Genomic DNA, 19,613 nt, shown 5'->3' with positions numbered 1-19,613 from the left:
ATGAATCTTCAAGGCAAAGTGGTATTGGTAACGGGATCTAGTCGGGGAATTGGGGCGTCCATTGCGAAAGGTTTTGCCCGAGAGGGGGCGACAGTGGCCATCAATTATGTGATAAACGAATCAGCAGCCGACCAGGTAGTCCAATCCTGTTTGGAAGCAGGAGGAGATGCCTGGGCGATCCAGGCTGATGTTACTTCGGAAGATTCCGTTAAGATGATGATTGAGGAAATCCTGCTCGAAACGGGAAAAATTGATGTGGTGGTCAATAATGCGTTTAAACCCTATACGTTCAATCCAGATCAACGCCGGATGGCTTGGGAGTTAAAATGGGAGGATTATCAGTCGCAGTTGGATGGAGCACTGAGATCCACCTATTATGTGTGCCAGGCGGTCATGCCCGTCATGAGAAAACAGGGGCGTGGAAGCATCATTAATATGGCCAGTGATTTGGTGGAACGACCCATTGTCCCCTATCATGAATATAATACGGCCAAAACAGCACTCATCGGATACAGCCGAAATTTAGCTGCCGAACTGGGTCCCTTAGGCATTCGGGTAAATTGCATAGCACCTGGGTTGGTCTATCCAACAGATGCCAGTCGCGAAACCAAAGAAGAAGTCAAAGAAATGCTGATTGCTCAGACGCCTTTAAGAAGAATAGCTACACCTGAAGACGTTGTAGGACCCGTCCTTTTTTTTGCATCGGATTGGAGCGGGTTCATTACCGGCCAGACCTTATTGGTCGATGGCGGACTGATGATGAAGTAAATGACCAATAAGGAGTAAAACGAATGCTTATCGAGAAAATCATTGATACATTAGATCGTGTACGAACTACGAACCCGCTGGTGCACAATATAACTAACGTGGTGGTAACCAACTTTACCGCAAATGGCTTATTGGCCCTAGGAGCTTCCCCGGTAATGGCTTACGCGAAGCAGGAGGTCCAAGACATGGCGAGCATCGCAGGAGCTCTCGTGCTGAATATGGGAACGTTGAACGAAACGGAAGTCGAAGCCATGGTGCTTGCCGGACAAGCAGCCAATGAAAAAGGGGTTCCCATATTATTTGACCCAGTTGGTGCCGGAGCGACTCCCTATCGAACGGAGACAGCCCAAAGAATCCTACGGGAAACAAAGGTATCGATTCTGCGAGGAAATGCAGCAGAGGTAGCTCATGTGATAGGCGAGCAATGGAGCATCAAAGGGGTAGACTCCGGTGAAGGCCATGGGAATGCGATCTCCCTAGCCCAAAAAGCAGCGGCGCAGCTAAACCTGGTTGTGGTGATTACAGGAAAAGAGGATGTGATCACCGATGGACAAAACACCTATGTGGTTCGAAACGGAGATGCTTTGCTCACCAAGGTGACAGGGGCTGGGTGCTTATTGACATCCGTTATAGGCGCATTCGCTGCGGTGGAATCTGACCTGTTGATGGCGTCCGCTTCCGCGCTGGTTAGTTATGGGGTAGCAGCGGAAATCGCTGCAAACAACAAGAGAGAAGAAGGTCCCGGGAGTTTCCAAATCGAGTTATTAAATCAATTAGCCAAAGTCAATGGGGATCATATTAGGCAAATGGGATTGATTGATAAACATTAGAAGAAGTTCCGCACTCCTATGCGGTCTATCCGAATATCATTGTCGGAATCAATGAAAGGGTGGTGGGCTGGAAGCCTGGTCCAGAAGAGTACTACATCATCACCCACAAAACGGATGTGAAGTAATCGGTTTGCAATTGGTCAAAGTACGCCTGCTTCAGCTTGTATTCGTACTGTTTCTCCTATCGCTGATAACCCTCACGCTTAAGCGGTAAGATTGATGAGCGATCGGATTATCGAAATGAAGGATGGTAGAATTGTAGATGAGTTTGCCAGCCGCAATATTACGAGTGAAGAGCGCCATGAATACACACGTAAGTTAATGCGGTAGTGAGTTAATGTTTCACAACAAAAAGGGATACAGATTGTATCCCTTTTAAGTTTGCTGAGAGAGACGTAGAAAGGAACAAGGAAGAGAATGACAATGCTATTTCTGCCGTGCTACTACTTGTAGGGTTGTCATTCGAAACTAGTGGCAAAGACTTAGAGATACTTTGACAAGGGATCGAGACCTTTTGGTCATTCCCGCACTTCTTATTAAAAAGTAATGGTTTCGATTTATTGATTTTCAGCACTTTACTTTTTGAATAAAAAAAGATAAGATATGTAAAACAAAACGTAATGATAATGTTTATCGAAAGGGTGGTAGAAGGTGGCTAAAAAGTCCAAAGTAGTTAAAGAACAGAAAAGAGAAGCGCTTATCGCTAAATATGCAGAACGAAGAAGAGAGTTGAAGGCGAAGGGAGATTATGAGGCTCTTCGCAAGCTTCCCCGAGACTCCTCTCCTACTAGGTTAACCAGAAGATGTCAAGTTACGGGTCGACCCAAAGCGGTACTAAGGAAATTCAAGCTATCCAGGATTGTGTTCCGTGAGCTTGCCTACAAGGGACAGCTTCCAGGAGTGAAAAAGGCTAGTTGGTAATGGGTTGACGATGAAACCTACAACCCCAGTCATGATCCTTAGCGGGTACATGGGCAGCGGTAAGTCTTCCGTAATTAGGCAGATTCTAACTAGGGAAACTGGCACTGACTTCGCTATCATTCAGCATGAACCTGGTTTCGAAACCCTAATTGAAAAGATTGATCAAAAAAGAAAAATAAAAAGAAAGCTCGTTCAATCTCTACATGTCACCCAAACCTATTCAAATAAAGACTTATTGGTTGCCGTCGATACTCACACGAAGGAAGCAGATTATATTATTGTAGAGTTAAATGGAACCTCAGCTCCGTTTAAGATAGCTGAATTACTGAATGAAAACTATATCGTGGATGCCATTATCAACGTTGTAGATGCTAAACATTTTTGGCTTGATTTTACCTCTGATAGCCTCCTGGTTGATCATCAAGCTGAGGAGCAGGCGGTGATGGTCACTAATCGATTAACTGAACAGATTGAATATAGCAATGTTCTTGTTCTCAATCAATGCAACGGCCTGAGTGAGGAAAGATTACAAGAGCTCGAATGGTTTTTGGGAAAGTTGCAGCCGCATGCTAAAGTAGTGAGGACCTCGTATGGTTTGATCGGTCCTACAGAGCTGCTCCACACTGGCCTATTTGACGCGAAGGACATGAGAGGTGCGGTGGGGTGGATGACGGAAATACTTCAGAAAAGGAGGCCTCTTCAGCTTGTCGGCAGATATGGAATAGGCTCTTTTGTTTATGAAAAGCAGATACCTTTTGATTCAGACCTTTTTTATCAATGGATAGAGGAGCTTCCACAGGAAATTTTGAGAACTAAAGGAGTGGTTTGGCTCGAAGGAGAAGAACATCCCCTGGTCTTGTCTCAATCTGGCCCCTCAATATGCATTGACGAAGGTCAAGAAGGGGAAGTTGCTCTGTTCTTCCAGGTTCAAAAGGATCGATTTACCTCTATAATACCAATTAAAACCGAACTAGTTTTTATTGGAATTGACTTAAATCGAGAGGAAATTATTCAAGCGCTGGATTCGTGTTTGGTTCTGCCTGTAGGAAGTCCCAGATGCGATTTAGTTGACAGAATTTAATTAAGCTGCTTCTTTCAGAAATTCACGAGGAGCTTCAGTGGGACGGTGTCTATTGCACCACTTTGTTATTTGTTTACAAGCAAAGGAGGTCATAAGAAATGGAAGGACTAGAAATAAGCCACATCAAACAGGTGAGCAGAAGCGAGATCCCGCTGGTATTGGATTTTACCATGGAAGTCATCCGGGAGGTATTTCCAATGTTTGATCCGCAGATCCCTCCGAAGGACCTGCAGAAACTCGAAGAAACCTATCTTCTGCCTGAAAGAGCGGCCTTTTTTGCTGCTTATTCAAAGGAAGGGAAAGTGGTCGGAACGATAGCTGCCCGTCCCTATGACGGAAGAATTCCGCAATTAATGGGGTGTTATGACTTGACGACAACGACCGAGATTGTCCGATGCTTCGTTTCTTCGGAATTTCGCAGGACGGGATTAGGTTCTAAGCTGGTGGCCAAGCTTACGCGTTTTTGCAAGGATGTTGGGTATGAAACACTTTATCTCCATACCCATCAGTTCTTGCCAGGAGCCGTAGACTTTTGGCAAACTCAAGGGTTTGTGATTACGTGTGTGGGAAATGATCCAAAATGGCAAACCGTCCACATGGATAGGAGTGTATCAGGACAAAGATAATGAATGGGTTTCAGCCTTTTTCTGATAACGTTTCTTTAAATAATGGAAACGCCCGAATAAAAACAACGCCCGCCAAAGATCATCTAGAAAAATGCCAATCCAGACCCCGATTAGTCCCCAATTTAAAAGGATTCCAAGACCATAAGCAGCGACTAATCGGACAAACCAAGTACCAATGGCGGTGGAAATCAGAGGCCATTTGGTATCACCTAGTCCATTTAAGGTTCCAGTCAAAACGAGATTGATAGCTTGAAATATTAGTGAACAAGCATGGATCTTTAATACCATATCCACTAGTTCAATGACTTCCCGGTTGTCTGTAAAATGCTGTGCCCCCCATGAACCAGCGAAAAATAAAAAGAATGAGAAGGTTGACATGAGGCAAACAGCAAGCAAAACGGAATAATTGCTGTAGATGAATGCTTCTCTGATTTGCCTTGCTCCATAGCTTTGCGCAACTAAGGTGGTGACTGCTACGGTGAATCCTGTCCCAATGACAAATGAAAAAGACTCCAAATTTCCAGCGATTTGATGAGCCGCAAACGTAGTGGTTCCCAATGATAAAATCAGACTATAATAAATGACTTGGCCTAGGCGCATAAATAGTCGTTCAAAGGCGATGGGTGTACCCATTCTAATAATTGCCCGTAATGTTTGCCAATCATTGAACCATTTATGGGGTAAATCCATCCCAATTTTGGAAGGACTTTTTTTGAAGTATGAAATAAGGATGAATAAACCTGCCAACCGAGCAAGCACCGTGGCGATGGCAGCTCCTGTTATACCTAAGCCTGGAATAGGGCCGAGACCGAAAATAAGCAAGTAGTCTAGGGGAATATGAATCACGTTCATCCAAAAGCCGGCTTTCATCGGGGAAACCGTATCTCCTATACCTCGGAGTAAACCGCTATAAACGAACATGAGAGAAATGATAATCGAAGGAACGGCTACGATTCTGAAATAAATAACTCCATCTTTTAGAATATCAGCCTCTGCCCCCATCGCTTTGAGTATAGGCTCAGCCAAAAACAAACTAATAACCCCGACGAAGAGGCCTATAAGGCAGGCTAATAAGATCGATTGTTTGGCCACGCTTCGTGCTTTTTGTATTTGATTAGCGCCGAAATATTGGGCAACCATGACCGTGCTGACCGTTCCAATGGCAAGAAATAGAACAAAATAAATGTTTAATAAAATTTGTATAAGTCCAACGGCCGCCACAGAGGATAACCCCAATTTTGATACAAAAAGGGTATCGACAAACCCTACAATAAACTGCAGGATATTTTCCACGATGGCCGGAAGGGCGAGGGAAAAAATAAAGCTTATTCTTTTCACCATTTTGTTTCTCCTCAGAGCTCCTATAATCGTCATTGTTCCTATTATAGTATAAGAAAAACGAAAAAGGGTATTTTTCTGGTATCAGAGGGCACAAAAATTCGCTTTGAAGCGGGATCAGATCAACGGGAGTGATTGGTAATGGATAAGAAAGTGTTTATGTACTCTCAACCTGGCTGACCTCCATGTTTTGCAGCCAAGGCTTGGCTATCCAATCAGGATATTCCATATGAAGAATGGGATATCCAGCAGAACTCTACATATATGGAGGAGTTTCGTAAACTAAAAGCCAGAACAACACCAGTTTTTTTAATCGGAGATGTCGTAATCGCTGGATTTAATGTTCATAAATTGAAAAGGGCCTGGAATGTGCATAAAAGGTAGATGAATTGACAGATTAGTAAAAAATTCTTATACTTTAAATCGTAATAATTATCATTTGAGTGTAGTAAAATTAATAATAAAGTAAGGTAGATTGATGAAAAAGCAGGGGGCACGCTCTGCCTTTTCTATTCTTTGTTTAAATCGTAATATTTATTGTTTACCTAGAAGGTACACCCGAGGTGGAGAGGGAGACGGGCAGCAATCTTACATAAGTTATCCTATCAAGAGGATCACTTTTCACCGTCACCTTAAAGTCCGATAGGGATATCTAAAACCTATTTTGGAACAAACAATAGTTCCTTATTTCTAGATAAATAGGTAAATGAGATCGCTAGTTAAATTGAGGTGAGAAGAATTGGAACCGTGGTATGAATGGTCTTTTCAAGAAGATTATCTAAAGATTTACGCCCATCGTGACGAGAATCAGGCGATGAGGGAGTTAGAGAAATTATTAACCTATATCCCTCATAAGCCTAGACAAAAGGTTTTGGACTTATGTTGTGGACAGGGACGACATAGCCGCTGGTTAGATCGGCAGGGTTTTGATGTAGTCGGGGTTGACCTTTCTTCCGTATTATTACAGGAAGCGATTAAAAATACACTAGATCTCCCCGTTCAATACATGAGAGCTGATGCTCGAAGAGTACGATTTAACGAAGAAATGGATCTTGTTGTTAACTTGTTTACCAGTTTTGGTTATTTTGATGAGGATGAAGAGAATGAACAGGTGTTGCACGCGGTAAGTCGTTCCTTGAAACCACGCGGATATTTTTTATTGGACTATTTAAACCCTGACTTTTTAACAACAAATTTAGAACCTTTTACTCAAACCTTCATGAAGAATATAGAGATTTTACAATATCGAACGTTAACAGAACAGTACGTACACAAAAGGATTATTATCAAGGAAGATGAGACGGAGAAGAGTTATGAGGAAAAGGTTAAATTATACCGTTTAGAACAATTAGTACCTATGTTGGAACGAAACCATTTACACCTCCAATATGTGTTTGGTAATTATGACACTAGCGGGTTTATTGCATCGACTTCTCCGCGTATGATCTTAATCTGCAGAAAAAATAAAAATTTATAGCCTATTATTATAATGGTGGTACCTACTTACCTCATCCCAATATATCGATCTGGTTACGGAATTCGATTGGATTATCTATGGGTTTGGCAGATCGTTCATGATTTATATGGGTATGGAATGTAGAGGTAAACACTTGTAAATTAGGTATAAAACTGGCAGTCTACCATTTTTGTCTGAGGGAAGAACCCAAACGTATATGTATTGAAAATTATAACTATAATGATTTGCAATTCCTCTACTTAAATAGGAATGGTATCTATTATCACAAAGGAGGTTCTATGGATAAAAACATTAACTGGAAGTTTCTTGAAACGGAATATGGACTCATCGATCAAATACGAAGAGATGCTGTGAAACGGTGCTCACTCTCCGATTTAGTAGAAAGAGAAACCGCCTATTCCTTTACTCAAGAGCTAATGCCCCTTATAGGTACTAAGTATCCGGAGGTGGTTGCCACGCACTTCACCAGCTGGTTTGGCGCAGTGTGTGCAGGGTTACAAGCGATGGTTTCTTTATTTGATGTTGTCTCAGAGGTCCGGTTAGAACATTTAACTTTTCAGTTACACATGGATGAAAATCAAAGGAAAATTTCATTTGCTCATAAGAGGACAAAGGTAACGAAGGCCCCAGAAGAAGAAGGTTTACGTAATGAATGGCGATCGCAAATTTATGATCATTTTTATGCGAATGAGGTCAAGCCCATTATCAAAAGTCTATCTGCTGTGGCAGAAATAAGTGAAAACCACCTTTGGGCCCAGTTCGCAACCCGACTCCATAATGAAAAGGACAAATGGCTAGCTCATGACTTGTTTCTTGCACGCAGACAAACCATAAACAATGACTTCTATGCGTTACTGAAGGACCTGGATCTAACGCGTTTAGAGCTAAAAAGCAATCCATTCGACGTATCCTTCAAGTGGATCGAGGATGCTACAGTACCGGATAAGCAGATTCGTCAACGTTCCACATGTTGTCTGGCTTATAAGAGGAGTAACCATCCTGGACACTGTTATAGTTGTCCAAGAATGAGTGCCGAAGAACGCGAAATCAAGAAACAGCTGATACAAACCCAAGGCTAGCAAAAAGAGCTAGAGAAGGGACATGGATGATTGAAATGATAATCTTGAACTAGGTGGGAATCGGAGTCAGTCGAAGCTTTTCACTGAATGGGTCCAGTAAGAATAGTGAATGGATAGACTTTGTGTTTGACAACTATCCAATTCATGGAATATAATTACAATAATTATTCGTAATCATTTCGATTTAAAAGGAGGGACAACGATGTATCAAAAAGATGAAATAGGGAATAAAGTACCCGTTACTGTACTCACCGGCTTTCTAGGGGCTGGGAAAACAACACTATTAAACTATATTCTTACACAAGATCACGGACAAAAAATTGCTGTCATTGTAAATGAGTTTGGAGAAGTCGGGATTGATAACCAACTGGTGGTTGGAGCAGATGAAGAAATATTTGAGATGAATAATGGTTGTATTTGCTGTACCGTCCGCGGGGACCTCATTCGCATCTTAGGAGACTTAATGGATGCGAAGTTAGGGAAGAGTGATCGTCAGGTAGACTTTGACCGTGTCCTGATTGAAACGACTGGACTGGCTGACCCCGCCCCGGTTGCACAAACTTTTTTCGTGGATGAGGAAATGGCGAGCTTTTATACCTTGGATGCCATTGTCACTTTGGTTGATGCAAAACATGCGGAACGACACTTAGATGAAGGTCATGAAGCACAAGAGCAAGTGGCCTTTGCGGATGTGATTTTATTAAATAAAGTTGACCTAGTGGATGAATCTTGTTTGAATCAGTTAGAGCATCGTTTAATTTCAATGAATTCGGCAGCTAAAATATATCGTACACAGAATAGTCAGATTGACTTAAACAAGATCCTAGGCATTTCAGCTTTTGACTTGGATAAAAAATTGGAAGTTGATCCTGGTTTTCTGGAAGAAGAAGACCATGACCATGATGACACAGTCTCATCCATTGTACTCCGCGAAGAAAGGCCTTTGGACTTGAAGAAGCTGGAGAAGTTAATTGGGAAGTGGATCCAAGATTTTGGCGAGAACATGTTCCGCTACAAAGGGATTTTATATATCAAGGATGTAGAGGAAAGAGTGGTATTCCAAGGTATTCATATGTTGTTTGCCTCAAACGCCGATCGCAAATGGAAATCGGTTGAACAGAAAGTGAGTGAAGTCGTGATTATCGGGCGCGAATTAGACCCAACCTGGTTCCAAGAACAGTTCGCTCAATGTGTAGCGAGTTAATCAAGCGTAGCCAATCATAATGTAAGCCGAGTGTAGATATGATCCGCTCGGCTTTAAATGCGAAATTCTAAAGACGGTCTTTGTAAATCTCGCGCATGACGTGACGCAATTCAGGTAAAATGATGCGTGTCATCGCAAGCCGAACGGCACCGGAAGACCCGGGCATGGAAAAGATGGCGGTATTCCCGCACACGCCGGCGATGGCACGACTTAATATAGCGGCTGAGCCGATATCCTCCGCAAAGCTAAGATATCGAAAGATCTCACCAAATCCAGGCATCTCTTTATCTAGACTATCTCGTACAGCTTCATAAGTTGTATCTCGAAGCGCTATGCCTGTACCACCATTCAGCAATACAGCTTCGATTTCCGTTCGGTTACTCGCTTTTCGCAGCAGGGATTTGATTTCTGCATATTCATCTTTCACAATCTGGTAATCCACAAGAGAGTACCCATTTTCTTTGAGTAGTTCCATTATCAGCTGTCCACTCTTATCCGACTCTTCTGTTCTTGTGTCTGATACGGTAATGACCAAGCATTTTACCGAATCGGGAGCTTGACGGCGATGTTCTTGGACTGACATACTGCATTCTCCTTTCCATATAAACCGTAATTATTCCTATTATATCGAATTGTGGGTGCACTGGATAGAGTTCTTTTAATCAAATAATGTGGAACCATGTGCAGGTGAGGATCATCTGTTATGAGAGATCGATAAGTGGGGTTGTAAGAGGGGTAGAGAAGGAGTGGATGCAATCCATTCGAGTAGTAGAATGCGTAAGTAAATCGGAATAATTATGAATATATCATTCAAGGAGGGACATCCCCATTGGTAAATCAATGATTAAAGAGACCTTGGGGATTGAAAACATTGCCATATGACACATAGAACACAGACTCCAGTTATTGAATTACATGATGTGAGCTTTGGGTATGATTCTGCCTCTATGGTGTTGGAGGATATTCATCTTGCCATGAACCAAGGGGATTTTCTAGGCCTCGTTGGACCGAATGGTTCAGGTAAGTCAACCCTCATTAAGATCATGTTAGGGTTGATAAAACCCCAACAAGGCGAGGTGAAACTGTTTGGTAAACCGATTCGATCCTTTCGGGATTGGAGTCGTATTGGCTATGTATCTCAAAAAGCCAATAGTTTTAACACAGGATTTCCTGCAACCGTATTTGAAGTAGTTTCTACAGGTTTGTTCGGCAAAATGGGTTTATTCAAGTGGATAGGAAACCAGGAAAAGGAATGGATAGATCAGGCGATCGAGAGGGTTGGACTTGGGGACTTAGCAAAGCGAAATATTGGGAGGTTATCTGGAGGTCAACAACAGCGTACGTTCATCGCCAGAGCCCTGGTTAGTCAACCTGAACTTCTCATCTTAGATGAACCTACGGTAGGGGTTGATGCTGAATCAGAGCGACGTTTCTTTGACCTCATTGAAAAGCTTCGAGTAGAGTTGGGGATCACCATTTTGTTAGTCAGTCATGATATCGGCGCCATCACAAATAAGGTAAGCCAAGTCGCCTGTCTGAATAGAAAACTTTATTATCATGGAGATTCACGAGATTTTGTCCATCAACAAACACAAATTCTTTCCGCTGCCTATGGACAAGAAGTGCGGATTTTGCAACATACGCATTAAGCAAAGGGAAGGAGCAGTGATAAAAAGAATGATACATGCGTTAATGAATTTTGAGTTTATGCGAAATGCTTTAATATCCGGAGTCCTCATTGGATTCATCGCTCCGGTTCTCGGAGTATTTGTTGCAGTTAGGCGAATGTCTGTCATTGCGGATGCCCTTTCTCATATTACACTATCTGGGGTGGCTTTCAGTTTATTGTTGGGGAAACATCTTTCTTTTTTCTCCGGATTAAATCCTGTCTATTTAGGCATTTCATTTTCTGTGGCCGGATCATTAGGAGTAGAGCAACTTCGAAAAGTTTACCGGCATTATCAAGATATGGCCGTTCCCATTACCTTATCTGCCGGAATCGGGTTTGGTGTCGTATTTATTTCACTCGCAAATGGATTTAACGTAGATTTGTACAGTTACCTGTTCGGGAGTATTACGGCCATTTCCCGATCGGATATGTTTACGGTTCTTCTTACGGCTATCCTAGTACTTACGGTGGTTCTCTTATTCTATAAAGAGTTATTTTCCTTATCCTTTGATGAGGAGAATGCCAAGATCAGCGGGATTCCCTCAAGGAGAGTCAATTTAATTTTTACCGTCTTACTGGCACTGGTGATCGCTTCATCCATGCGGATTGTGGGGATTTTACTTGTTTCTGCTTTGATCGTCTTGCCGGTTGCCGCCAGTATGAAAATTGCCAACAGTTTTAAGCAAACGTTCTTCTACTCGATCTTGTTTGCCCAATCTTCTGTGTTGTTTGGCCTTTATGTTTCGTACATATGGGATTTAGCGCCAGGGGGTACGATTGTAATTATTGCCCTGTTGATCTTATGCGTAGTGATTTCTTTTAAGAAATGGGTATTGAAATCAGTCTAATAATCGAAATGATGGTTCGGACCGGGAAGGTCACTTCTACTTCTGCACCTTGTTGGTGCATACGTTCTGCCAGCTCTTTCGTAAATTTACATAAATGAGGGAGGTCGGCAATCCAACCTTCTTTATGATACTGATCCAGCTGCTCGGTTAAACGGCTCATGTTAATCCCTTTTGCCTCACGAATTAAACGGGTCGTTAATCGAAAGGTTCCAATAGTCGTTTGGACCTGAGGCTCTGCATCTGAGTGAATGGTTATGGGATGTTTGACGTTGCAGATCCCAACGGAGTCTAAGGCAAAGAGAAAATCATTAGGTTTGTTTTGTAGATCCACCATCGCTTCTTTAGAGGTGGGTTTAGACCCCTTAACGGGTGGTACAGAACCAAAGAGTTTATGCCGTTCTTCTTTTGTAGGTAGTATAAGCGGTTGATTGGGTATCATTGTGTCTCCTTATTCTGGTCTTATTTGTGCCCTCATCATGTAAGCACTATAATAGTTATATTATCGTAATCATTATTATTTATAAAGTATAAAATGTAAATATATTTGTTATAGAAAGGAATGATAACGATAATGGACAAGCCTTTGCCTGAGGTGTATGTACTTACATGCTTCTTGGGGAGTGGTAAAAAACCTTATGATGACTCTGACCTACCTCCCGGCGGTGGAGCTATTAAGAGTAAAGTGTAGTAAAATTAGATTAGATTGTTTTCAAGTAGGAGAGGTTAATCATGTTTTATAAATTGAAAGCATGGGCTAAAAAGTTAAAAAGTCAGGTTTTCGTACTTTACTTTGCTTACAAAGATAATCGCACTCCTTTGTATGCAAAGGTATTTGCTATTTGCGTTGTCGCTTATGCTTTTAGCCCAATTGATTTAATTCCCGATTTTATCCCTATATTAGGCTATCTGGATGATGTGATATTGGTTCCTCTAGGCGTAATGTTTGCGTTAAAGATGATACCTGAATCGGTTATTGCGGAATGTAAGATGAAGGCTGAAGAACTCATGAAAAAGGGTAAACGAACAAACTGGTTTGTTGGAAGCCTATTTATCTTAGTGTGGATATTAGCGGCTATATGGATAGCTCTTATTGCAAACCGTTATTTATTCCGTTAACGAGGATCGATACTTCGAAAAAGAGCTGTCTCCCAGCTCTTTTTTTAACAGCTAACTTCGTAATGACGACGAGGTATGACAATAGTGGTGCTAACTTAACTAGGCCGCAATTGAACTACTGATATCGATAGCAATGAACGGGATGCTTCGGTATCCCTTCCCTCTTTCGGTGCTACTTTAACAGGCAGCATGTTGAATAAAGGTTTTAGCTTATTGTTCCGAAGGACGGAGATCGATAGCGGGGGAACGGGTTCGACATACATCCCCTGCTTTATTGTTACTGTGGTATGGGCGGTTTCCTTAAGGCTTAAATTTGAGACCATGATATGAGTGCGAGCTATGTTTCAAATAGGAGGACAGCATGGACGAGTTTGAAAAAATGATGACAGAATTCGATGAATGGGCAGTGGATGCAAAAGAGCAGATAAAGGCTTCAGGACAAATCAACCCATCGAGATTAGATGCTTTTATTAAGATTATAGAAGATTTGGTCAAAATTAAACACGAGAATGCTAACAAACTATTCGAATTACGGGCTGCTGCGGAAGAGAAAATTGTTAGGTTGGAGTATTCTAAAGGCGGAGAAACGATCCACCGTGGTTTTTATTGTCCAAGCCCAGTTCAGGATTTAGTCATTGGCGGCTTGAAAAGAGGCAGATTGTTCAAAAAGAAGATACCTGAGTTTGGGAATTACTCGTACGAATATGGCTTTGATAAGGACGGCAGACTGCTTCGAGTAAAGGGTGTAATTGAGTTTTCAACGAAAGACAGTGGGTTTAACGAAGAATATTTAATCTACATCGGAGATGTGGTTTACGGTTTTGAATTTACACATTTAGGCGAACTAGAAGTGGTGTCCAAATGCATTTACGATAACGGAAAATTGAAGAAGTATGAACGAAGTGTGTGTGGAATAGAGAAATTTTCTGACCTTCATTATGAGGAGTACAGGTATCAGGGCGAGTTACTATCGGAAGTAGATTTCTTCTTCAACATTACACCGCAATTGGGGTTATATGAAAAGTACCGATTTCGAGTGGAACATGATGAAGATGGAAATATCATTCGATTGGTTAGCGGTAGTAATTCCTTGTGAAAATGTTCCATTGAACAAAATTCATCCACTATATATGATGGAAGAAAAACTTGGAGTCGAAACATAAATGAAGCTTTTTGAAGAATTTAAAACGAAAAAGTTATTCTATATATGGAACTTCATTCTAGCTTGTATGGTTCTTTCCTTCTTGCTTTTTAGAGGGTGGATTTATCAAGGTGGATTTCTATATTTTTATATATTTTTAACGCTTGCCATCACTATGACACCATTTGTAGTCTTTAAAAAGGAATACGACGGTTACAAAAGACTGACGGGAACCTTGTTAATAATAGTAGCTCTAGTTGTTGGTTATCGTGGATATGTTGATATCCCAGCTTTTGTTAAGGACGACTTGATTACGGTTCAAGGGATACCCAAAGAGCTTGAAAAAACGGGATCGAAAATGACAAGGAAGTTATATGTAACAATAGAAAACGTAAAATTAGCTTTACCCAGCGGAGTTGAAGATGATCTTAAGGACAGATGGGTCATTGTTGAGTATCTTCCTTACTCAAAAACCGTTATAAACTATGAAATATTATCAATAGAAGAAACGTCAAAAAAGGTTAATAATGGAGATAAAAACCATGTTTTCTAAAGCTTCAATAAGTAACTCTTTGTTATTGGGTGGGTACTCTTTTCTTCTTTGGTGTTGGACGATGATTCTTTCAGGGGATATACCCGTTTCTATTTCTATTGGGGAATTATGGTTTACCTTGATAAGCATATTAACTTTTGCAATCATAGGCTTATTCAATACTAAGAAAACGAATGATCCATACTTATCTTTGTTATTATTAAGTCTCCCTGTGTTTTTGTGGGGATTTTCAATTGTACAAGATTTGACTTATCATTATCACATTTATTCCACAATAATTAGTATTACTGGATTTATTGTTAATCTTCTAATAACTGGTCTTTTATTATTAAAGATTACGAATAGAGTAATAAAGGAATAGGATAGATCGCCATAGATATGACTACAGTCAAATCATTATGACGGCACCCCTGGAATCCTCCAACTTGGGTACTATGTTTTGATTGTCCTTAGCATAATCTTTGTATTTATAATTCGTTATTGCGCTAAGGGATTCGTTAACTTTGGGAGCAGTCGCCACGGCTGCTCCTCTTTACGTTACGCAACTAATGGGTAGGTAGTTGAGGAAGGTTGGAGGATTATCCATTAGGGTAAACATATACATAACGAGTGAAATTATTATGAGGATGGATTAGATTATGGGCATTATTTCGTTAATCAGACCGCTTAAGAAATTGGTTAAATCACCTTATGGAACGACAAAGATACGACAAAAGGTTTGTAAAATTAGCAGTTCTAAAAAGTGTTTTAATTAAATGGGATTTGATAGCATAACGGTTGCGATACATTCATCTTCCTATTTATTGCTATTGGGAGGATCGTTCAAGAATATGGTATGAATGAGTGTGAATATTCTAACATAGATATTGGAGGAAGATATGTCATTAGGAGGTGCATTATGGCGAATCCAATTGTCGTTAGATCCTTGGATGAAATTAAGTTTTGGTCTAGGATCATGAAGGAACATGCTTTATTTTTAAGCTTGGGATTTACCTATCAACAGACACAATTAATTGCAGAAGCCCAACATTTCATTAGCCTCTTTGAACGAATAGAGGAAAAGTTAGCAAGACTTAATGTAAATGCGGATTTACAGCTTATTCAAGCCTTTAACAATGAGGTTTATCAAGCAGCCGTTGCCATTTGGGGTTACAAGAGAAAAGTATTAGGTTTAGTTATACGCTGCGAAATCCCAACACAAAACAACTATCCATTATTAGTTGACCATGTCAGCAGAGAAGCAAGTTATTTTGCCAAACGGTTAAGAGATCTCAACGAAGGCAGACTTGCACCCGAACCTGACACCATCATTCAAGAAAATTTATTTTTCCTTAAGATAATGGCTGATCACGCCAAATTTATTGGACACCTATTAGATCCTTCCGAAAGAAAACTAGTGGAACAAGCGAGAGAATTTAGCCATGATTTTGATCAATTGGTTTTTCAAGCCATTGATTTGGATTCTATGCGTCCACAATCTGAAACTGTACCACTTCTGGATCAGTTTTTGGATCAAAACAGAGTTTCAGTTGTTTCGCTAAGGGATTTTAAGAAAACAGCAAGAGAATTAATAGAGGCTTGTCGAATTAAGAGCAATATTCATCCACTCTTGGCAGATCATACATTTAGAGAAGCAGAGAGATTTTTGGAAATAATAGATTTATTTGAAGCGCATCTATCGAAAACGAAAAAGAAAAAATAGACTTGTTCATCGAGGGCTGCATCGACAGCCCTCTATTTTGCTGAACTTTTGGGCAGAGCCTATTTTTTAAACTTTCCTAGCTCTATAGTTACAGGGACCGCTTGATTCGGAGTGGGTGCACAACATAAAGACATATCTCTCGGGTCTCCGGCTGATTCAAACTCGGAATCCTCCTTCGTATAGAATATCTCCCAAGCATTGTTATCGGGGTCATAAACCCACACTTTATCCTGAACCGCATAGCAACAAGTCGTTCCCATCTCGTCAATGGTTAGAAGTCCAGCTTCTCGCAATCTTTCTCCCATAGCTAACACTTCTTCCGTGTTGTTCACCTGGAATCCTAAATGGTTCAGCGATCCTTTTTGTTCAAAAGGTCTTACATTCAATGAGAAGTGTAGGGCTGGTTCGTCGAGTTCAAACTTCGCGTAGTTATCTTTCACCTTTGTGGGCTCTGTGCCAAAAAAAGCACGATAAAACTTTAAAGATGCTTCCAAGTCACTGCAATTCACAGCCACATGCATTCTTTTAATCATGGATAATAACCTCACTTGTATGATATTTATTTACCTTCTTTTGCGAACTGCTCCATACGAGCCTTAATTTGGTCCCTAACGGTACGGAATTGAGCCATAATTTCCTCTTCCGTTCCGGTTGCTTTCGCGGGGTCATCAAAGCCCCAGTGCCATCTTTCCGCTTTATCGTTACGAACCACAGGGCAGTTGTCATGAGCATGACCACATAAAGTGATAATATAATCTGCACGTTTTAATGTTTCAGGGTCAATGACATCGGAAGTATGGTGGCTAATATTTACCCCTGCTTCTTTCATGACTTGGACAGCACGAGGGTTCAAGCCGTGGGCTTCAAGCCCTGCACTTTGTACTTCGTATTTATCCCCGGCAACGGCTTGTAACCAACCATGTGCTATTTGGCTACGGCAAGAATTCCCTGTACATAAAAAGTAAACAAGTGGTTTTGTCATGTTCTTTTCCTCCAATGAAGGGTATTTTTAATAAATAATATTGAGCCATAGATATAGACCCAAAAGGGTGATAAATAATGTGGGTATCGTCAGGACAATTCCAGTTCGGAAGTATTGACCCCAAGTGATCGTAATATTTTTTCGAGACAATACGTGGAGCCAAAGCAACGTAGCTAAAGAACCAATAGGTGTAATTTTAGGTCCCAGGTCCGAACCGATCACGTTGGCATAAATTAAGGCTTCACGAATGACACCTTCTGTTGCTGTACCTTGAATGGCTAAGGCATCGATCATAACGGTTGGCATATTGTTCATGATCGAAGAGAGTAGGGCTGCGATAAAGCCCATTCCCATTGTTGCGGAGAATAATCCGTAATCTGCTGTCCATTGAATTGCTTGACCTAACATATCCGTTAAACCTGCATTTCGAAGTCCATAAACGACGACGTACATACCAATGGAGAACACAACGACAGCCCAAGGCGCTTCCTTAACGAGTTTCCAAGTATTTACTTTCTCACTACCCTTGGCTACAATAATGAAGAAAATAGCTGCAATTCCAGCGATAAAGGATACCGGAATGGCTAAAGTTTCACTTAAAAGGTACCCGAACAGAAGAACGGCTAAAATAAGCCAAGACAAACGGAACAACCTCATATCTCGAATGGCTTCGTGTGGCTTTCTTAATTGAGTCATGTCATAAGATTCTGGTATGCTCTTTCTAAAATAGAAATAAAGCACTCCTAGACTGGCGAATAAGGCAAAAAAGTTAGGCACAATCATTCGGCTTGCATATTCTAGAAATCCGATACCAAAGAAATCAGCCGATACGATGTTGACTAGATTACTCACAACAAGGGGCAATGAAGTGGTATCTGCAATAAAACCACTCGCGATAACATAAGCGATAATCATTTTCTCATCGAACTTCAACGCCCGAACCATCGCCAAAACGATTGGGGTTAAGATAAGGGCTGCTCCATCATTGGCAAAAAACGCGGCTACCGCTGCTCCAAGAAAAATGACGTACACAAACATTAATTTTCCGTTTCCCTTTGCTAGGCGAGCCATATGCAAGGCTGCCCATTCAAAATATCCAATTTCATCTAATATTAATGAAATGAGGATGATGGCCACGAATGCTAATGTGGCGTTCCAGACGATCCCGGTTACGGTCCATACATCTTGGAGTGTAACCACGCCAAAAGCTAGGGCAAGCAGTGCCCCGACGGAGGCAGACCAACCAATAGAAAGACCTCTAGGTTGCCAAATGACAAAAACTAAGGTAATGGCAAAAATAATAGCTGCTAACATGTTTTCTCTCTCTCCTTACGTTAGGCGTCGCAATTTACGAGGAGTCCTTTTTCCTCTAGCTCCTGGAATTTCCCTGAAAGGTCGGGAAGATGGCTTAGCGAAAAACCAATCACGTCGAATTGTTCGCGGTTTAACGAATAGAATACCCATTGACCTTTTCGAGTTTCCTTTACAAGCCCTGATGATTTCAAACGGTACAGATGCTTCGAAATCGCGGGTTGGGAGATGCCAAAGATAGGAACTAACTCACAAACACAGCATTCACGTTGATGTAGCAAAGCGATGATTTGAAGACGTGTAGGATCTCCAAGTGCCTTGAGTGAATCTGCTATTTTTTCGATTTCCAACGAACATCCCTCCTCACGTTTATTATCATAATATAACCATATGGTTATATCAATATGTAGAAGATTTTTTTACACAAACTTTACAAAAGGATTTGGGCACAAAAGAACTAAAAAAATAGTTGCATTTTACAAACAATGATGATATAAATAGATTAGGGGTAAAAAGATTGGAAAACATTAGAAGCTTATTTCAAGTCATGACTAGACGTTTTGGTCTTCTTAATAAAAATTGTTGCTCAGTGGGAGGAATTGAACTTTCTTTAATTCATAGTCATATTCTTTACGAAATTGAACGACAAAATCAACCTTCCATGCAACAAATAGCCGACACATTATCCATAGACATTACAACTTTTAGTCGCCAGATTCAAAACCTGATCAAGATGGGATTCGTTCGAAAGAGACCTATGCCAGAGGATAAGCGAGTGTATATTCTTTCCTTAACCACCGAAGGGAAATTTGTTGCTACCGCCATTGATACAGAAATGAACCAATATTTAAACGAAGTGTTTTCGCACATGAATGAGTTTGAAAGAGAGACGGTCATTCGCTCCATTAAACTTTTGAATGAGGCCATGTCCAAATCATCGGTTTGTTGTAAGCCAATAAGATGAGCA

General features: G+C 41.0%; 22 protein-coding genes and 1 pseudogene. 16 read left to right on the top strand and 7 right to left on the bottom strand.

The annotated features are described in order from the left end of the window. The 5 genes from EIZ58_RS22320 to EIZ58_RS22295 all read left to right on the top strand — a co-directional run bounded on the left by EIZ58_RS22320 (nucleotide 1) and on the right by EIZ58_RS22295 (nucleotide 4,226). Nucleotides 1–768 (top strand): SDR family oxidoreductase, encoded by a 768-nt coding sequence (locus EIZ58_RS22320; RefSeq protein ID WP_134703129.1) that lies wholly within the window; start codon nucleotides 1–3, stop codon nucleotides 766–768. Between the two features lie 23 nt (nucleotides 769–791). Then, nucleotides 792–1,598, top strand: coding sequence for a hydroxyethylthiazole kinase (gene thiM, locus EIZ58_RS22315; RefSeq protein ID WP_134703128.1), 807 nt, complete (start codon nucleotides 792–794; stop codon nucleotides 1,596–1,598). A gap of 651 nt (nucleotides 1,599–2,249) precedes the next feature. Next, complete coding sequence (rpsN, locus tag EIZ58_RS22305) at nucleotides 2,250–2,519, top strand: 30S ribosomal protein S14 (RefSeq protein ID WP_134703127.1); 270 nt, start codon at nucleotides 2,250–2,252, stop codon at nucleotides 2,517–2,519. A 10-nt stretch (nucleotides 2,520–2,529) separates the two neighbouring features. After that, nucleotides 2,530–3,600: a CobW family GTP-binding protein gene (locus tag EIZ58_RS22300; protein WP_134703126.1), complete on the top strand. Its 1,071-nt coding sequence runs from the start codon at nucleotides 2,530–2,532 to the stop codon at nucleotides 3,598–3,600. A gap of 98 nt (nucleotides 3,601–3,698) precedes the next feature. Further along, nucleotides 3,699–4,226: a GNAT family N-acetyltransferase gene (locus EIZ58_RS22295; protein WP_134703125.1), complete on the top strand. Its 528-nt coding sequence runs from the start codon at nucleotides 3,699–3,701 to the stop codon at nucleotides 4,224–4,226. On the opposite strand, the gene EIZ58_RS22290 is transcribed toward EIZ58_RS22295, so the two are convergent. After that, nucleotides 4,212–5,567: an MATE family efflux transporter gene (locus tag EIZ58_RS22290; protein WP_240689318.1), complete on the bottom strand. Its 1,356-nt coding sequence runs from the start codon at nucleotides 5,565–5,567 to the stop codon at nucleotides 4,212–4,214. The two genes, EIZ58_RS22295 and EIZ58_RS22290, sit on opposite strands and share 15 nt — an antisense overlap. 189 nt (nucleotides 5,568–5,756) lie before the next feature. Between EIZ58_RS22290 and EIZ58_RS35220 the strand changes: the two are divergent. From EIZ58_RS35220 to EIZ58_RS22270, 4 genes and pseudogenes are all read left to right on the top strand, one after another. Further along, nucleotides 5,757–5,948: pseudogene (locus tag EIZ58_RS35220) on the top strand (glutaredoxin family protein); the annotation flags it as partial. A gap of 355 nt (nucleotides 5,949–6,303) precedes the next feature. Continuing rightward, nucleotides 6,304–7,041 carry a class I SAM-dependent methyltransferase gene (locus EIZ58_RS22280; protein WP_134703123.1) on the top strand — a complete coding sequence of 246 codons (738 nt, stop codon included), beginning with the start codon at nucleotides 6,304–6,306 and terminating at the stop codon, nucleotides 7,039–7,041. Nucleotides 7,042–7,319: 278 nt separating this feature from the next. Continuing rightward, the gene (locus EIZ58_RS22275; protein ID WP_134703122.1) at nucleotides 7,320–8,120 is read left to right on the top strand and encodes a (2Fe-2S)-binding protein; all 801 of its coding nucleotides are present in this window, start codon (nucleotides 7,320–7,322) and stop codon (nucleotides 8,118–8,120) included. A 202-nt stretch (nucleotides 8,121–8,322) separates the two neighbouring features. Then, nucleotides 8,323–9,324 carry a CobW family GTP-binding protein gene (locus tag EIZ58_RS22270; protein WP_134703121.1) on the top strand — a complete coding sequence of 334 codons (1,002 nt, stop codon included), beginning with the start codon at nucleotides 8,323–8,325 and terminating at the stop codon, nucleotides 9,322–9,324. Nucleotides 9,325–9,391: 67 nt separating this feature from the next. On the opposite strand, the gene EIZ58_RS22265 is transcribed toward EIZ58_RS22270, so the two are convergent. Further along, nucleotides 9,392–9,907, bottom strand: a complete 516-nt coding sequence (locus tag EIZ58_RS22265; RefSeq protein ID WP_134703120.1) for a MogA/MoaB family molybdenum cofactor biosynthesis protein — start codon at nucleotides 9,905–9,907, stop codon at nucleotides 9,392–9,394. A gap of 295 nt (nucleotides 9,908–10,202) precedes the next feature. Here EIZ58_RS22265 and EIZ58_RS22260 point away from each other — a divergent pair, with 295 nt between their 5' ends. Both EIZ58_RS22260 and EIZ58_RS22255 read left to right on the top strand, forming a co-directional pair. After that, nucleotides 10,203–10,973: a metal ABC transporter ATP-binding protein gene (locus tag EIZ58_RS22260; RefSeq protein WP_134703119.1), complete on the top strand. Its 771-nt coding sequence runs from the start codon at nucleotides 10,203–10,205 to the stop codon at nucleotides 10,971–10,973. A gap of 28 nt (nucleotides 10,974–11,001) precedes the next feature. Then, a complete protein-coding gene (locus tag EIZ58_RS22255; protein ID WP_134703118.1) occupies nucleotides 11,002–11,841 on the top strand; it encodes a metal ABC transporter permease in 840 nt (279 codons plus the stop codon). On the opposite strand, the gene EIZ58_RS22250 is transcribed toward EIZ58_RS22255, so the two are convergent. After that, entirely contained in the window at nucleotides 11,813–12,280 is a 468-nt protein-coding gene (locus EIZ58_RS22250) for a GTP cyclohydrolase, FolE2/MptA family (RefSeq protein WP_205672310.1), read from the bottom strand. The two genes, EIZ58_RS22255 and EIZ58_RS22250, sit on opposite strands and share 29 nt — an antisense overlap. A gap of 290 nt (nucleotides 12,281–12,570) precedes the next feature. On the opposite strand from EIZ58_RS22250, the gene EIZ58_RS22245 reads away from it, so the two are divergent. The 4 genes from EIZ58_RS22245 (at nucleotide 12,571) to EIZ58_RS22230 (ending at nucleotide 16,353) form a co-directional block, all read left to right on the top strand. Continuing rightward, complete coding sequence (locus tag EIZ58_RS22245; RefSeq protein ID WP_134703117.1) at nucleotides 12,571–12,957, top strand: YkvA family protein; 387 nt, start codon at nucleotides 12,571–12,573, stop codon at nucleotides 12,955–12,957. Nucleotides 12,958–13,318: 361 nt separating this feature from the next. Then, entirely contained in the window at nucleotides 13,319–14,053 is a 735-nt protein-coding gene (locus EIZ58_RS22240) for a hypothetical protein (RefSeq protein ID WP_134703116.1), read from the top strand. Between the two features lie 67 nt (nucleotides 14,054–14,120). Beyond that, nucleotides 14,121–14,651, top strand: a complete 531-nt coding sequence (locus EIZ58_RS22235; RefSeq protein WP_134703115.1) for a hypothetical protein — start codon at nucleotides 14,121–14,123, stop codon at nucleotides 14,649–14,651. 898 nt (nucleotides 14,652–15,549) lie between these two features. After that, on the top strand, nucleotides 15,550–16,353 hold the full coding sequence (locus tag EIZ58_RS22230; RefSeq protein WP_134703114.1) for a DUF2935 domain-containing protein: 804 nt from the start codon (nucleotides 15,550–15,552) through the stop codon (nucleotides 16,351–16,353). A gap of 59 nt (nucleotides 16,354–16,412) precedes the next feature. Here the strand turns inward: EIZ58_RS22230 and EIZ58_RS22225 are convergent, their stop codons facing one another. Genes EIZ58_RS22225 through EIZ58_RS22210 form a run of 4 tightly spaced genes read right to left on the bottom strand, consistent with a single transcriptional unit; the run spans nucleotide 16,413 to nucleotide 18,996 of the window. Continuing rightward, nucleotides 16,413–16,886 (bottom strand): ArsI/CadI family heavy metal resistance metalloenzyme, encoded by a 474-nt coding sequence (locus EIZ58_RS22225; protein ID WP_134703113.1) that lies wholly within the window; start codon nucleotides 16,884–16,886, stop codon nucleotides 16,413–16,415. A 26-nt stretch (nucleotides 16,887–16,912) separates the two neighbouring features. Further along, the gene (gene arsC, locus EIZ58_RS22220; protein ID WP_134703112.1) at nucleotides 16,913–17,335 is read right to left on the bottom strand and encodes an arsenate reductase (thioredoxin); all 423 of its coding nucleotides are present in this window, start codon (nucleotides 17,333–17,335) and stop codon (nucleotides 16,913–16,915) included. 27 nt (nucleotides 17,336–17,362) lie between these two features. Beyond that, nucleotides 17,363–18,649, bottom strand: a complete 1,287-nt coding sequence (locus EIZ58_RS22215) for an arsenic transporter (RefSeq protein ID WP_134703111.1) — start codon at nucleotides 18,647–18,649, stop codon at nucleotides 17,363–17,365. A 20-nt stretch (nucleotides 18,650–18,669) separates the two neighbouring features. Next, nucleotides 18,670–18,996 (bottom strand): ArsR/SmtB family transcription factor, encoded by a 327-nt coding sequence (locus EIZ58_RS22210; RefSeq protein ID WP_134703110.1) that lies wholly within the window; start codon nucleotides 18,994–18,996, stop codon nucleotides 18,670–18,672. A gap of 167 nt (nucleotides 18,997–19,163) precedes the next feature. On the opposite strand from EIZ58_RS22210, the gene EIZ58_RS22205 reads away from it, so the two are divergent. Continuing rightward, nucleotides 19,164–19,610: a MarR family winged helix-turn-helix transcriptional regulator gene (locus EIZ58_RS22205; protein ID WP_134703109.1), complete on the top strand. Its 447-nt coding sequence runs from the start codon at nucleotides 19,164–19,166 to the stop codon at nucleotides 19,608–19,610. Nucleotides 19,611–19,613 lie beyond the last annotated feature (3 nt).

The organism is Ammoniphilus sp. YIM 78166 (genome assembly GCF_004522215.1).
Taxonomy (GTDB): Bacteria; Bacillota; Bacilli; order Aneurinibacillales; family RAOX-1; genus YIM-78166.
The sequence above is the reverse complement of the archived record's forward strand: the minus strand, read 5'-3'. Positions and strand labels throughout refer to the sequence as shown.

Bases quoted from the DNA above. Each gene is read 5' to 3' on its own strand.
- thiM (WP_134703128.1), top strand. From the start codon at position 792: ATGCTTATCGAGAAAATCATTGATACATTAGATCGTGTACGAACTACG.
- EIZ58_RS22250 (WP_205672310.1), bottom strand. From the start codon at position 12,280: ATGATACCCAATCAACCGCTTATACTACCTACAAAAGAAGAACGGCAT.
- EIZ58_RS22300 (WP_134703126.1), top strand. From the start codon at position 2,530: ATGAAACCTACAACCCCAGTCATGATCCTTAGCGGGTACATGGGCAGC.
- EIZ58_RS22225 (WP_134703113.1), bottom strand. From the start codon at position 16,886: ATGATTAAAAGAATGCATGTGGCTGTGAATTGCAGTGACTTGGAAGCA.
- EIZ58_RS22265 (WP_134703120.1), bottom strand. From the start codon at position 9,907: ATGTCAGTCCAAGAACATCGCCGTCAAGCTCCCGATTCGGTAAAATGC.
- EIZ58_RS22320 (WP_134703129.1), top strand. From the start codon at position 1: ATGAATCTTCAAGGCAAAGTGGTATTGGTAACGGGATCTAGTCGGGGA.
- EIZ58_RS22270 (WP_134703121.1), top strand. From the start codon at position 8,323: ATGTATCAAAAAGATGAAATAGGGAATAAAGTACCCGTTACTGTACTC.
- EIZ58_RS22295 (WP_134703125.1), top strand. From the start codon at position 3,699: ATGGAAGGACTAGAAATAAGCCACATCAAACAGGTGAGCAGAAGCGAG.
- arsC (WP_134703112.1), bottom strand. From the start codon at position 17,335: ATGACAAAACCACTTGTTTACTTTTTATGTACAGGGAATTCTTGCCGT.
- EIZ58_RS22255 (WP_134703118.1), top strand. From the start codon at position 11,002: ATGATACATGCGTTAATGAATTTTGAGTTTATGCGAAATGCTTTAATA.
- EIZ58_RS22235 (WP_134703115.1), top strand. From the start codon at position 14,121: ATGAAGCTTTTTGAAGAATTTAAAACGAAAAAGTTATTCTATATATGG.
- EIZ58_RS22275 (WP_134703122.1), top strand. From the start codon at position 7,320: ATGGATAAAAACATTAACTGGAAGTTTCTTGAAACGGAATATGGACTC.
- EIZ58_RS22240 (WP_134703116.1), top strand. From the start codon at position 13,319: ATGGACGAGTTTGAAAAAATGATGACAGAATTCGATGAATGGGCAGTG.
- EIZ58_RS22245 (WP_134703117.1), top strand. From the start codon at position 12,571: ATGTTTTATAAATTGAAAGCATGGGCTAAAAAGTTAAAAAGTCAGGTT.
- EIZ58_RS22290 (WP_240689318.1), bottom strand. From the start codon at position 5,567: ATGGTGAAAAGAATAAGCTTTATTTTTTCCCTCGCCCTTCCGGCCATC.
- EIZ58_RS22230 (WP_134703114.1), top strand. From the start codon at position 15,550: ATGGCGAATCCAATTGTCGTTAGATCCTTGGATGAAATTAAGTTTTGG.
- EIZ58_RS22260 (WP_134703119.1), top strand. From the start codon at position 10,203: ATGACACATAGAACACAGACTCCAGTTATTGAATTACATGATGTGAGC.
- EIZ58_RS22215 (WP_134703111.1), bottom strand. From the start codon at position 18,649: ATGTTAGCAGCTATTATTTTTGCCATTACCTTAGTTTTTGTCATTTGG.